The following is a 12,069-nucleotide window of genomic DNA, read 5'->3' as shown; positions in this document are numbered from 1 at the left end:
CCATCAGACATCGGTGCCAGCTCTCCTCTCTTGTGCTCCGCCGAACAGCTGCCAGACTCCGGCGATCAGCAGAGCGCCGGCAATCGGATAGAGAAAGTCCTCTACTGGCATGAGACCAAACCGGATGCCGGAGATCTCATCGGCGCCGTAATCGAAGAATCCGGCCGCCATCATCACGTTGTCGAACACGGCAGTCAGCACCAGGAGCGCGGCCGTTGTCACCGCCCACGAGGAGAAGTACCGCGTTACGGTTCCTCGCCGCCCCGCATGAACGACACCGACAGCGAAGACGATGAGTGCTGTGCCGACGAAGGGCAGCGACATGACCAGATATGTCATCGGTTGTCCTCCCTCTCTCGCCAGCGTTGCCAGCCGCTCATCAGAATGAGCGTGAGGTAGCAGAGAAACCCCAAGAAAAGGAGTTCTTCGACCGGGAAATCCGGCGCAAGAAGAATGCCGGTTGCCCATCGTGAATCGAGATGCCGGAACACTCCGAGACCGATGCCCACGGCATCCCATGCAATGAAGAAAATGACGCCGATGACGAGCGCCACTCCCCCGATCAGCGGACTACGGCGGAACACGAGCGCGAAGCGCAGGTCAAGCAGCACAAGACACACTGCGCTGACAAGCAGCGATGCCGCATAGACACCACTCATGACTCCTCCAGTGGTCCTGGCGAGTGGTCGCCTCGCACGTGCTTGAGGACCAGTTCTGCACTGATGAGACACATCGGCAGCCCGACTCCCGGCACGGAGGTCGCACCTGTGTAGAAGAGGCCATCAACCCGACGGGAACGAGTCACGCCGCGGAAGAACGCACTCTGACCCAGTGTGTGGGCAGGCCCGAGGGCGCTCCCTCGGAACGTGTTGAACTGCTCGGCGAAGTCCGCAGGACCCACGGTACGTCGCACGACGACGCGCGATGCCAGATCGGGAATGCCCGCCCACGTAGCGATCTGGTCGATCGCACGGTCAGCGACCGCAGTCACCAACTCATCGCCAGCGGAGCCAGCTCCTCCATGCCCGATGGCAGTGTCTGCCGGCAGCGGAATGAGCACGAACAGGTTCTCATGGCCATCCGGGGCCACCTCGTCGTCGGTCGCGCTCGGCTTGCAGACATACAGTGACGGTGCCTCCGGAATACGCGTCGACGTTCCGAAGATCGCGTCGAAGTTGTCATGCCAGTCGTTGGAGAAGAACAGGGTGTGATGCAGCAGTTCCGGCAGTGGCCCTTCGACACCCAGCATGATGAGCACGGCGCTCGGACTGGAGACCTGCTTGTCCCACCGATTAGGCCCGTAGGAGCGGTCGGCTTTCCTGAGCAGCACCGTCTCGGTGTGGTGCTCGTCGATCGCCGAAACGATGATGTCGGCGTCGAGCCGCCGTACCCGACCGTCTCGCTCGAAATCGACTGAGCGAACGGAGCCGTTCTCACTGGTGATGGCGAGGACATCGCTGTCGGTGAGGAGTTCGACGTTGTTCTCACGTGCGATCTCGACGAGAGAGGTGACGAAACTTCGGAATCCGCCGAGCGGGTACTTGACCCCATCCACCAGGTCCATGTGACTCATCAGTTGGTACAGCGCGGGTGCGTCAAACGGCGATGTGCCGAGGAACACCGCAGGGTAGCCGAGGATCTGGCGCAGGCGCACGTCATCGAAACGGCGCGCGATGAACGTCCACAGCGAACGCGTGAGCAGCGGGAGAACGGCGGGCACGGAGGTGAGCACCTTCGCCGACAGGAAGTCTCGCCATGAAGAGAACGGGTTGTAGAGGAACGAGCTCACCGCCGCGTGATAGGTCCTGGTCGCAGACGCAAGATACCTGCGAACTCGGTCGCCTCCCCCGCGTTCACGGCTCTCGAACAGCGTTGCAGCCGCGTCCGCCCCTGAACGCACATCAATAGGACGCTCTGCCTCTCGCCCTTCTGGCTCGCCATAAATGCGGTAGCCGGGTTGAAGTGGCACCAGGTCGAGGTGTTCCGCCGTTGTCGTGCCCATCATGCGATAGAAGTGTTCGAAGACCTCGGGCATGAGGTACCAGGAGGGACCGGTGTCAAAGGTGAATCCGTCCTGTTCCCATGCCCCTGCTCTTCCACCGAGTTCGCTGTTCTTCTCGAGAACCGTCACTTGATGTCCGTCCCGGGCAAGAAGACAGGCGGTGGCGAGCCCGCTGACCCCTCCACCGATGACGACGACGCGGGACGCCTTCACCGGATTGCCTTCATTGCGAGCGCACGAGCCAGAATCCGCGCTTTCACGGAATTCGGAACTCGTACCCGGGTTTTGATCAGCTCAGACACCGGTGTCGACTCAATGCGGTCGGCGAGTTCACCGAACATTGCCCGCGCGGCCCATACCGACGCCCGGCAGCCTGGAGCCAGAAGCGGAATCGATTCGTCCGCGACGCGCAAGTCGTCCCTGATGGATGCAACGATGTCGGCCTTGGCCGCCTCAGTCAGTTCGTTCTCTGTCCCTGGGAAGTACGCACGGCCGAGGTCATCATGATCTCCAGCGAAGTCGCGGAGGAAGTTGACCTTCTGGAACGCTGCGCCAAGGCTGCGGGCACCGCGGTCGAGTCGCCCGCGCTCGTCGTCCTCGCGATTCATGCCAGATTCGAAGACGGCCAGACACATGAGTCCGACGACTTCGGCGGAGCCGTAGATATAGTCGTTGAGCTCTGTCTGGGTGAACACCGCGGATTCGAGATCTCGTCTCATCGAAGCGAAGAACGGTTGACACAGGTCCATGCCGATCCCATGTTCTCGCCCGCTCAACGCGAACGCGTGCACCACAAGGTTTGTGCTGAAGCCCAGCCGCAAGGCCCGTTCGGTCTCTGCTTCGAGTTCATCGAGCAGCACTGCGCGCGTTCGAGTATCTACTCCGGCCATCTCTGCCGGACCATCGACAAGCTCGTCGGCGATGCGCACCAGTGCGTAGATGCGGGCTATGTGATCCCGCACGGGGGCATCAAGCAGACGGCTAGCCCACGCGAACGATGTCGAGTATTCACGGATGACGGTTGAGGCGGCGGCAGTCGCCGTCGCGTTGTAGAGATCGAGGTCTGTGTTTTTCATGAGACACGCGAATTGCAGGCGGAGGTCAAAGTGAGCAGTTGGCTTTTCAGCGTTGCGGGCAGAGCCGCTTCCCGGACCAGCTGGTGGACCTCATCACAACGTTCGCGGATGAAGGATTCCACAAAAACCAGTGCTCCTGATTCCTCGATCACCCGCTTGAGCCGACGGCTGTCGGCGACGCTGAGTGCGCTGTCGCCGAAGAGGGATTCGACCTCCGCCCACGCCACGTCAGAGCGTGCATATGCGATCAGGAGGGTCTCTTTCCCTTCACGCAGGTCGCTGATAGTTGATTTGCCGGTTTCTCGTTCGTCTCCGAATAGGCCGAGTACGTCATCACGCAATTGGTAGATGACACCGATCCGCCGGGCGATGGCCGTCAACTCGTCGATGACGCTCGTCGTGGAGCCGGCAAGAATCGCCGCGAGTACAAGCGGGGCTTGAAACGAATACGCGGCGGTCTTCTGATCGACCATCGCCAGGACATCCTGCGCAGTCGCCTGCTGGAGACGCATGCTGAGCCAAACGTCGTAGTGTTCTCCCGCTGCGCTCTCGAATACAGTGTCATCGAAAACATCGAGAACTGCTTGCCGTCGCTCGTCGTGGATGTCGAGCCGCGCCAGAAGTGAATGCGCGAGGGTGAGCATGAGGTCACCGGCAAGTAGCGATGATGCCTCGCCCCAAGCGTTTGCGTCCCTTCGCGTGGTTCCACGGAGCATTGCTTCCGATGCGAAGCGTCCGGAGATATTCATTTCGCCGCGCCGCATCAAGTCTTTGTCGATGACGTCGTCGTGGATAACAAGTGCGATATGTAGAAGTTCCATCGCGCATGCGGCATCCACGGCGACACGCTCGTCGATACCTCCGAGCGCTTCATACGCGCCCATGAGCAAGCGTGGTCGAATCCTCTTCCCTCCCGCCGCCATCCGTTCCAAAGATTCCCAAAGCTTGGTGTACGGAGCGGAGAAATCTCGCGAACGTTCACGGCCCTTCGCAAGCACTTCCATCAGCCTCGACTCGAAGGCGAAAGCGATGTCGTCGACCCGAGTTGACGGGTCAGACATCATCATCAACGCCCAAGGCAGCAGCGGCGAAATGTGAGGTAAGTGCAGGAAGATGCTCGATCAACCAAGGGCTGAATGCCCAGGGAGCCGCTTCCGTTGCCGAGGTGAGCGCCGACACTGTCGTCCACTGCGTCTCGGCCACTTCAGCGGGGTTCGGATCCAAGGCCGACGCCGCCTGGGCGATGAATACCGGACAGTGTTCGTTTTCCTCAATCCCTGAGGCATCGCGCGCGGAGTATCCGAAATCGGGAAGCGCGCATACGATCCTGTCGACGGTGAGTCCGAGTTCGAAAGCGGCGCGACGTCTCACCGCACTCTCAAGCGTCTCACCAGGACCCGGGTGGCCGCAGAACGCGTTGGTCCAGACACCTGGCCACGTCTTCTTTTCCAGCGCGCGTCTGGTCACGAGAAGACGCCCATCAGCATCAACGACGTGGCAGGAAAATGCAAGGTGCCGCGGCGTATCGACCCCATGTACACTCTCCTTACTCTGGATGCCGACGGGGCATCCGTTGCTGTCGACCAGAACGACCATCTCCATCACTTGACCTCCGTTTCGTTAGCTAAGCGAGAGTTTAACGTAGCATAAGAAATGTATGCTGTGAAAGTGACCGAATCAGACAAGAAAGTTCCACAAAGCTCACAGCTGAGCTACTTTTCGAGCGATTCGGACCTCATTGACCGTCAACGGCTCTCCGATCAGGAGCTCGACCAGAGCATCCGCGTCATGGAAGCACTTCGCGAGTGGCAAGAAGCCGCCCGCACTCTGTCCGAGGCATCCAAGCGATACATGAAGCTCAACGAAAGCGACATGCGGGCGATCCGGATGATCATGCGAGCTCAGAAGCAGAATCAGATCGTCACGCCGAAGGACATCGCACGAGAAGTCGGGATATCCAGCGCATCTACGACGAAACTGGTGGACCGTCTCGTCGCCGGAGGCCATCTCGTTCGCGTACCGCATCCGAGCGACCGACGAACAATGTGTATCGAAGTCACGGAGCACACACGAGAATCAGCTCACAACACAATCGGCCGCCAACACGCCCGCCGATTTGCCGTCGCTGCCGGAATGAGCACGGATGACCGCGAAATAGTGATTCGCTTTCTCATGGATCTCGCCGAGTCCGATCATCCCCAGGGTGAGCTGGGCGACAGCCGCTGAGGCGCGTCCCAGGCCAGGTCAGTCGCCGAGTTCGAACACCACTCGAATCGCATCTGCGCGGATCCAGCGCCGGGTGAAGCACAGCGCGCGGCCAGAGACGGCATCGCGATTGACGCTCTCGACCAACCAGACCAGGTCGCCCCTCCTCAGATCGAGTTCGCGTGCCACCTCGGCGGAGGCGATGTCCATGCTGGCCACGAAGGATGCCCGCTTGGGCTCGCCCTTCGTCATGTCGCGGAGGATCCTGTCTAACGATCCTTCGAATCGTAGAGCGGTCGGCAGCTCCGGCACCACATCGACCGGCACCCACTCGCTCCCCCAGGCTGCAGGCAGCCCATCGGCGAAGGAGCGTCGACGGAGCTCGAAGCAGGCGGAATCGACATCCACGCCCAGCCGTTCGGCCACATCTGCGGGTGGGGACATCGACTCGCAGGACTGCACGACCGAGCGCGGCTCTGCGCCAGCTTCGCGAACCGTCGTGGACCAGGAAGGTGTTCGTGTCGACGAGATGCGGTAGTCGATGCGTCCTGCGCGGAATGTACCGAGGCCCTGTGTACGCCGCACCAGCTGGCGTCGACGAAGCTCCTCGAGCGTAGCGCGGGCCGTGGCGCGGCTGACGCCGAACCGGTCGGCGATCTGGTGCTCGCTCGTCACTCGCGCGCCGGGCGCGAGCTGTTCGATCTCCACGCCGAGCACGTCAGCGATCTCTCGGAACTGAACGGTCGACATGGCGCGAGTGTGCCCATACGAGATGAACGGTGTGTGACCTGACCTTGTGCGTGCAAGCAGTCAGCACCGACAGCATCCGTTCATCACGTGCACATCACTTCACCCCGCCATGTACCCCCTGGCTCGCCACTGTCAGACAGGAATGGTCCATTCGACTGGAGGGAACACCATGCACAAAGCAATAAAGCTAGGGGTGGGAGCGACAGCGCTCGTCGCCTTGCTTGCGCCCGCAACACCGGCCTTCGCCGCAGAGCCGACCGCGACATCCTTCGCGGAGAACTTCGATGGACTCGAGTCTGCGCTGCAGCCACGAGTCGACGAGAAGCACATCCCGGTCGATCTGCTGGGATGGACGGACACCACCCCCGAAGGCTGGACCGTCACGAACGAGCCCAGCATCGAGACCACAGGCGTCACGGAGTGGCGCGGCTGGACCTTCGCCACACCCGAGTTCTGGTCCGCGGCGCAGACCGCGCAGGGTCGCGAAAACTTCACGAAGGCCTCCGGTGTGCTCGCCGTCGCTGAGAACGACGAGTGGAGCGACTCCATCACCGGCGGCGGAGACTCGACCCTGTGGGAGAGCACGCTGACGACGCCGGAGATCGACGTCACCTCGAAGTCGACGGTGCACGCAAACTTCGATTCCAGCTACCGGCAGACGGGCGACCAGATCGGTGCCCTCGATGTGCGCTTCGATGGCGGCGCTCCCACCCGGCTGTATGAGTGGAGCACGGCTTCGCTGGGTGACCAGGTCTACCTCGAGAACCGAGCTCTGACCGTTCCGATCGACGTGCCCGAGGGTGCGACGTCTATGCAACTCGATTACGTCATCGAGAACGCGCACAACGACTGGTACTGGGCGATCGACAATATCTCGGTGGATGACTTGCCGCGTGAAGGCACCGAGGCTCCGATGCCGCCGGCACCGCCGAGCCCGGCCGACGTACCGAACGGCATCAGCGAGAACAAGGTTCTCTTCATCGACTTCGACGGCGTGCGCTATGACGAGCTCGTCAAGTACGACACCCCGAACATCGACGCGCTCGCCGAACAGGGTTCGTTCGGCATCTCCTACATGCACGACAACATCCTGGGCCCGACAGTTTCCGGCAACGGGCACTCGAACATGCTCACCGGTGTCTGGAGCGACAAGCACGGCGTCGAGGACAACAACTTCGTCGACATTCACATCGACCAGTACCCCAGCGTCTACGACCGCTTGGAAACGGCCAACCCAGACTTCTCGACGTTCACGACGCTCGACTGGTCTCCGATCAACCAGTTCATCCTCGACGCGCCAGACGTGAAATTGCAGCAGACCGGTGCGGGCACGAAGGTCACCGATCAGATGAGCACCAACGACGCCGTCGAGGCGCTCACCACTCGCAACCCCGATGCGCTCTTCGTCTATTTGCATGATGGCGACGCGACCGGGCACTGCTGCACCGCCGAGTCGATCGAGTACAAGATCGCGATCGAGAACCTCGACCGCCGTGTGGGCGAGCTCGTGCGTGCTGTGAAGTCGCGTGAGACCTATGACGAGGAGAACTGGCTGATCATCTCCTCCACCGATCACGGATTCACCGGCACCGGACACGGTGGCGACCAACACCTCACCCGCAAGGTGTGGACGCTGGCAGTCGGCGACGGCATTCCTGCAGGTCCCGCGGATCGCGAGTACCGGCAGGTCGATGTCGCGGCCACGATCCTCGACCACATGGGCGTCGCCATCGACCCCGCGTGGGGTCTTGACGGCATCCCGATCGGCACGGCTTCGACCGATCCGTTCGACACCGTGAAGGATCAACTGGGCGCTGTGGTCGATGAGGCAGCAAAGCCCGCCGACGCCGGCGGCTGGACGAAGCAGACGCCGACCGACTGGACGATCGATGAGAAGACAGAAGGCGGCGTAGCTGAATACCGCGGGTGGTCGTTCGCTTCGGGCGAGTTCTGGACGACCAGCCAGGAAGGCGAAGGCCGCGGCTCGTTCGTGCGCGGACGAGATGTTATTGCGGTCGCCGATCCGGACGAGTGGAGCGATCTGCGCGACCCGACCGAGCCGTTCGACTCGACGCTGTGGTCTCCCTGGCAGGGTGTCGATGCGGGAACGGCTGTTGATCTGTCGTTCGTCAGTCACTACCGCCAGCACGCCGGAGGTTCGCAGCACGCGCGGGTCGTCGCCGAGTTTGATGACGGCACTCAGACAGTGCTGTGGGAGCAGGATGCTGCTGCCGGAGCCCTATTCGATGTGAGCCTGCCGACTGCGCTGAACACAACGGCTCCGGATGCGTCGTCGAGTGTGCGCATTGGCTGGCAGCTGACGGCGACGGATGCCGCGAAGGATGGATACTGGGCGATCGACTCTCCCGAGATCCACACGGTATCTACCCCGAGCGACCAGACCGCGCCGACGGTGACGGTCAAGGAGGAGTCGCTGGGCGCCGAGGGAATCTACCGCGAGGTGGGCTTCAAGCTGTTCGATGAGGGCAAGATCGACAAGATCGTGCTCAACGGAGCCGAAAAGGACCTCACGGACAACACCTGGAGTGATCTGAATGGTGTGAAGCCCGGAGTCTTCGGCGGTGTCGAGGGCGGCAACGTGCTCGATGTGTACGACGTCGCCGGCAACGTGACGACCCTGAACTTCACACTGGACACGACTGCGCCAGAGGCGACCATGAAGCCCGAGCCGAAAGGCAAGAAAGGTGGCCACGACTCGGTGAGCTTCGTCGTGACCGACGAGCACCAGGTCGACAAAATCGTTCTGAACGGGGTCGAGAAGGATCTGGCGAACAGCACGCAGATCACTCTGAAGAAGATCAAGCCCGGCAAAGACGGCGCTGTGAAGGGACAGAACGTCCTTGAAGTACACGACGTCGCCGGCAACGTGAAGATCGTGGAGTTCGAGCTGAGCTCGAAGAAGCCGAAGCACTAACTCTGCGGCATCCTCGACTGGATCCGGCATTCCCTCGGGGATGCCGGATCCTGTTGTTTCCCGCGAAGCCGGGAAACCATTCCCCCACTAACCGGATGCGGGGGTCGGAACTGACCCGCCTCGCAGTGTCGCCTTCTGTGGGGGCGAGGTCAACCCCCTCATCACTACGCACGTCTGGACGTACCGTAACCAGACCAATCAAGAGGAGAGATGATGAGCGATCCGAAGAACACTCAAGGAACCCCCGGCAGCGATGAGGAAGCCGACACCGCTTCCGGTGGCGCCCCTGAGGATACTGAACAGATACTCGAGGATGAGACCACCGACGATGAAGGCATGCCACTCGAAAACCCATCGGGCGGCTGAACAACGATGAGCCCCTCACTTGGCCTTCGGGCCAGGGGGGGCTTTTCGTCGTTCCCAGGACGAGTAATGTTCACTCCATGGGAACACTCGAGTACAACAGCTCTCGCCCTCCGATCGACGTCGACGACGAAACGTTGGCGCACCTGAAAATCGTGATCGGGACAAAGCTTCGCCGTCAGGAGAGCTTCATGATGACCTGGCTGACAGACGAGACGAGCCCTGCCGGTCGCCTCACAATTTGGATGCACCCGAGCATCCCTCTGGTCTTCGCGTTCGATGACCCCAAGATGCCCACGATCGATGCAAAAAGGGTCGAGCACATGATGGAACTCCTCAACGCCCGCGGCGAGCTTGTCCTCGACCAACTCGTCTAACGAGACCTACCCGGGTGGTTCCCAGAACCAGAAGATGACGGCACACGAAAAAACCCCCGGAAATCCGGGGGTTTTGTGTGTGCGCGATACTGGGATCGAACCAGTGACCTCTTCCGTGTCAGGGAAGCGCGCTACCGCTGCGCCAATCGCGCCTATAAAGGCTATTCAGTTGTGACAGTGAGGTGGCGACGGGATTCGAACCCGTGTAAACGGCTTTGCAGGCCGGTGCCTAGCCGCTCGGCCACGCCACCGTGTGGATTGACCCCACGTGCTGTGAGCCTCAAAAAGAAACTCTCTACACTCGAGCGGATGACGAGATTCGAACTCGCGACCCTCACCTTGGCAAGGTGATGCGCTACCACTGCGCTACATCCGCATTTTGTTTCCGGCGAACCGGGCACTCGTAAAACATTAGCCGATGATTCCCGAGGCGCAAAACTCAAGTCGGATCTCGCGCGTGTCTCACAGTTTGGTCTAATCTGCCCGAATCGTTCCGGTAGTATCGTTTCTCGACCCCTTGGGTCATGGGCGATTGGCGCAGTTGGTAGCGCGCTTCCTTCACACGGAAGAGGTCGTGGGTTCAAGTCCCGCATCGCCCACCACTTCCAGATATTCGCTGGCGCTGTACCGTGAACGGATGATCCGTGAAATCGCGCGCTGGGCACTGGCCCTCGGTCTTGGAATCATGGGCGTCGCCCACTTCGTACAGTCGAGAGGATTCCGCCCTCTCATTCCGGATTGGGCGACGCGGGCGACAGGGCTCGACAAGGATGCCATCGTGATCGCCTCCGGTGCCGCCGAAGTTGCCCTCGCTATCGGGCTCGTGGCCCTACCGAGAGAGCGCCGACGCGTCGGCTGGGCAATAGCTGCACTCTTTGTCGCCGTCTTTCCCGGCAACGTGCACCAGTGGCGAACACAGCGATCGACGCCTGGTCTGGACACAGACAGGAAACGGTTCGTTCGGTTATTCATGCAACCGGTCCTGATCGTCTGGGCCCTATGGAGCACGCATCACCGACGTACTCCCAGCCGCCGCTGATACGGTGACCGCGCCGGCATCTTGTCGGCACCAGGGAAGACTTCTTGTCGACCAACGGGTGCTCTTTGGCCATTTCGTTCTCCGTCGCCTCCTCTGTGAGAGCTTGAGGAGACCCATGTCTACCCCGTCCCTTCCCCGTTCCATCGACCCCTCAGCGCAGATTTGGGCCGAGCCCATTCCCCTGCCGGTAGGCACAACGGCCGTTGTCTACTGCGAAGGCCAGTTCGGCGAGCAAGACGGCAAGACCGCCAACGGACTCGTGCGCCACTCTGAGAAGTACGAAATCCTCAGCGTCATCGACAGTCGCCATGAGGGTATGGATGCCGGCGCTTTTCTTGACAACGCCCCCAACGGCATCCCCGTATTGGGTAACCTCGCTCTCGCCATCGCGCACGCGGGCGTCGTGCCCGACTACTTGATCTGCGGCGTTGCCCCGGCGGATGGCTTGCTCTCGGCGGCCCAGCGCATCGTGCTGCTCGACGGCATCGCGCGAGGCATGCACATCATCAACGGCCTTCACGAGTTCCTCAACGACGACGCGGAGTTCGCAGCCGCGAGCCTGCTCGCCGGAGTCACCATCACCGACGTGCGTCGTCCCCGCGATAAGAAGGACCTGCATCTCTTCTCCGGCCGAATCTTCGACGTGACCTGCCCGCGGATCGCGATCCTCGGCACAGACGGCGCGATCGGCAAGCGTACGACAGCGACGCTCCTGGTTCAGGCCCTCAACGATCACGGCATCCGTGCCGTCATGGTCGGTACCGGACAGACCACGATCATCCAGGGCGGCCGATACGGTGTCGCTCTCGACGCGCTTGTCCCCCAGTTCTGCTCTGGAGAAGTCGAGAACCAGGTGGTCGCCGCGTTCGAGGGCGAGAACCCGGACATCATCATCGTCGAGGGCCAGGGCGCGCTGAGCCATCCGGCGTATCTGACTTCCGCTCACATCCTCCGCGGCAGCCGCCCGGCTGGCGTCATCGTGCAGCACGCCCCTGCACGACGTGTGCTCGGGGATTTCCCGATGATGCCGATGCCGACCGTCGCGAGTGAGGTCGCTCTGATCGAGGCGTTTGCGGACACCAGCGTGATCGGTGTCACCGTGAACCACGAGAATCTCACCGACGCGCAGATCGGCGAAGCGATCGACGAGATCGAACTGGAGCTCGGTGTGCCAGCGACAGATCCGTTGACCCGCCCGCTGGACGCACTGGTCGACATGGTGCTTCGCGCGTTCCCTGAGCTGACCCCGACACTCGCTTCCGGCGCCCACTGACGCGAGAAACTCTGACGCGACAGACCCTGACGCGACAGACCCTGACGTC

Annotated in this window: 13 protein-coding genes and 4 tRNA genes; 7 read left to right on the top strand and 10 right to left on the bottom strand. The window is 61.6% G+C overall.

What is annotated here, in order from left to right; genetic code table 11:
• Positions 1-3: 3 nt before the first annotated feature.
• From AC1C2O_RS02570 to idi, 6 genes are all read right to left on the bottom strand, one after another.
• Positions 4-339, bottom strand: a complete 336-nt coding sequence (locus AC1C2O_RS02570; RefSeq protein WP_495428865.1) for a lycopene cyclase domain-containing protein — start codon at positions 337-339, stop codon at positions 4-6.
• Positions 336-659: a lycopene cyclase domain-containing protein gene (locus AC1C2O_RS02565; RefSeq protein ID WP_495428864.1), complete on the bottom strand. Its 324-nt coding sequence runs from the start codon at positions 657-659 to the stop codon at positions 336-338. Before AC1C2O_RS02565 ends, AC1C2O_RS02570 begins: the two co-directional genes overlap by 4 nt.
• Positions 656-2,215: a phytoene desaturase family protein gene (crtI, locus tag AC1C2O_RS02560; protein WP_495428863.1), complete on the bottom strand. Its 1,560-nt coding sequence runs from the start codon at positions 2,213-2,215 to the stop codon at positions 656-658. Before crtI ends, AC1C2O_RS02565 begins: the two co-directional genes overlap by 4 nt.
• A complete protein-coding gene (locus AC1C2O_RS02555; protein WP_495428862.1) occupies positions 2,212-3,078 on the bottom strand; it encodes a phytoene/squalene synthase family protein in 867 nt (288 codons plus the stop codon). Before AC1C2O_RS02555 ends, crtI begins: the two co-directional genes overlap by 4 nt.
• A complete protein-coding gene (locus AC1C2O_RS02550; protein ID WP_495431653.1) occupies positions 3,075-4,001 on the bottom strand; it encodes a polyprenyl synthetase family protein in 927 nt (308 codons plus the stop codon). Before AC1C2O_RS02550 ends, AC1C2O_RS02555 begins: the two co-directional genes overlap by 4 nt.
• A 130-nt stretch (positions 4,002-4,131) precedes the next feature.
• Entirely contained in the window at positions 4,132-4,674 is a 543-nt protein-coding gene (idi, locus tag AC1C2O_RS02545) for an isopentenyl-diphosphate Delta-isomerase (protein WP_495431652.1), read from the bottom strand.
• A 72-nt stretch (positions 4,675-4,746) separates the two neighbouring features.
• Between idi and AC1C2O_RS02540 the strand changes: the two genes are divergently transcribed.
• On the top strand, positions 4,747-5,304 hold the full coding sequence (locus AC1C2O_RS02540; protein WP_495428861.1) for a MarR family winged helix-turn-helix transcriptional regulator: 558 nt from the start codon (positions 4,747-4,749) through the stop codon (positions 5,302-5,304).
• Positions 5,305-5,322: 18 nt separating this feature from the next.
• Here the strand turns inward: AC1C2O_RS02540 and AC1C2O_RS02535 are convergent, their stop codons facing one another.
• Positions 5,323-6,033 carry a GntR family transcriptional regulator gene (locus AC1C2O_RS02535; protein WP_495428860.1) on the bottom strand — a complete coding sequence of 237 codons (711 nt, stop codon included), beginning with the start codon at positions 6,031-6,033 and terminating at the stop codon, positions 5,323-5,325.
• Positions 6,034-6,202: 169 nt separating this feature from the next.
• Here AC1C2O_RS02535 and AC1C2O_RS02530 point away from each other — a divergent pair, with 169 nt between their 5' ends.
• The 3 genes from AC1C2O_RS02530 (at position 6,203) to AC1C2O_RS02520 (ending at position 9,708) form a co-directional block, all read left to right on the top strand.
• Positions 6,203-8,968: an alkaline phosphatase family protein gene (locus tag AC1C2O_RS02530; RefSeq protein WP_495428859.1), complete on the top strand. Its 2,766-nt coding sequence runs from the start codon at positions 6,203-6,205 to the stop codon at positions 8,966-8,968.
• A gap of 213 nt (positions 8,969-9,181) precedes the next feature.
• On the top strand, positions 9,182-9,334 hold the full coding sequence (locus tag AC1C2O_RS02525; protein ID WP_495428858.1) for a hypothetical protein: 153 nt from the start codon (positions 9,182-9,184) through the stop codon (positions 9,332-9,334).
• A gap of 77 nt (positions 9,335-9,411) precedes the next feature.
• Positions 9,412-9,708: a DUF7882 family protein gene (locus AC1C2O_RS02520; RefSeq protein WP_495428857.1), complete on the top strand. Its 297-nt coding sequence runs from the start codon at positions 9,412-9,414 to the stop codon at positions 9,706-9,708.
• 80 nt (positions 9,709-9,788) lie between these two features.
• On the opposite strand, the gene AC1C2O_RS02515 is transcribed toward AC1C2O_RS02520, so the two are convergent.
• The 3 genes from AC1C2O_RS02515 to AC1C2O_RS02505 form a co-directional block, all read right to left on the bottom strand.
• Positions 9,789-9,860, bottom strand: a tRNA-Val gene (locus AC1C2O_RS02515).
• Positions 9,861-9,888: 28 nt separating this feature from the next.
• Positions 9,889-9,959, bottom strand: a tRNA-Cys gene (locus AC1C2O_RS02510).
• A gap of 53 nt (positions 9,960-10,012) precedes the next feature.
• Positions 10,013-10,084, bottom strand: a tRNA-Gly gene (locus tag AC1C2O_RS02505).
• Positions 10,085-10,234: 150 nt separating this feature from the next.
• Here AC1C2O_RS02505 and AC1C2O_RS02500 point away from each other — a divergent pair.
• The 3 genes from AC1C2O_RS02500 to AC1C2O_RS02490 all read left to right on the top strand — a co-directional run bounded on the left by AC1C2O_RS02500 (position 10,235) and on the right by AC1C2O_RS02490 (position 12,020).
• A tRNA-Val gene (locus tag AC1C2O_RS02500) sits at positions 10,235-10,310 on the top strand.
• Between the two features lie 35 nt (positions 10,311-10,345).
• The gene (locus tag AC1C2O_RS02495; protein ID WP_495428856.1) at positions 10,346-10,747 is read left to right on the top strand and encodes a DoxX family protein; all 402 of its coding nucleotides are present in this window, start codon (positions 10,346-10,348) and stop codon (positions 10,745-10,747) included.
• A gap of 115 nt (positions 10,748-10,862) precedes the next feature.
• The gene (locus AC1C2O_RS02490; RefSeq protein WP_495428855.1) at positions 10,863-12,020 is read left to right on the top strand and encodes an N-acetyltransferase DgcN family protein; all 1,158 of its coding nucleotides are present in this window, start codon (positions 10,863-10,865) and stop codon (positions 12,018-12,020) included.
• The last annotated feature ends 49 nt before the right edge of the window (positions 12,021-12,069 follow it).

The sequence above is a fragment of the Microbacterium sp. Y355 genome (assembly GCF_059445345.1).
The sequence above is the reverse complement of the archived record's forward strand: the minus strand, read 5'-3'. Positions and strand labels throughout refer to the sequence as shown.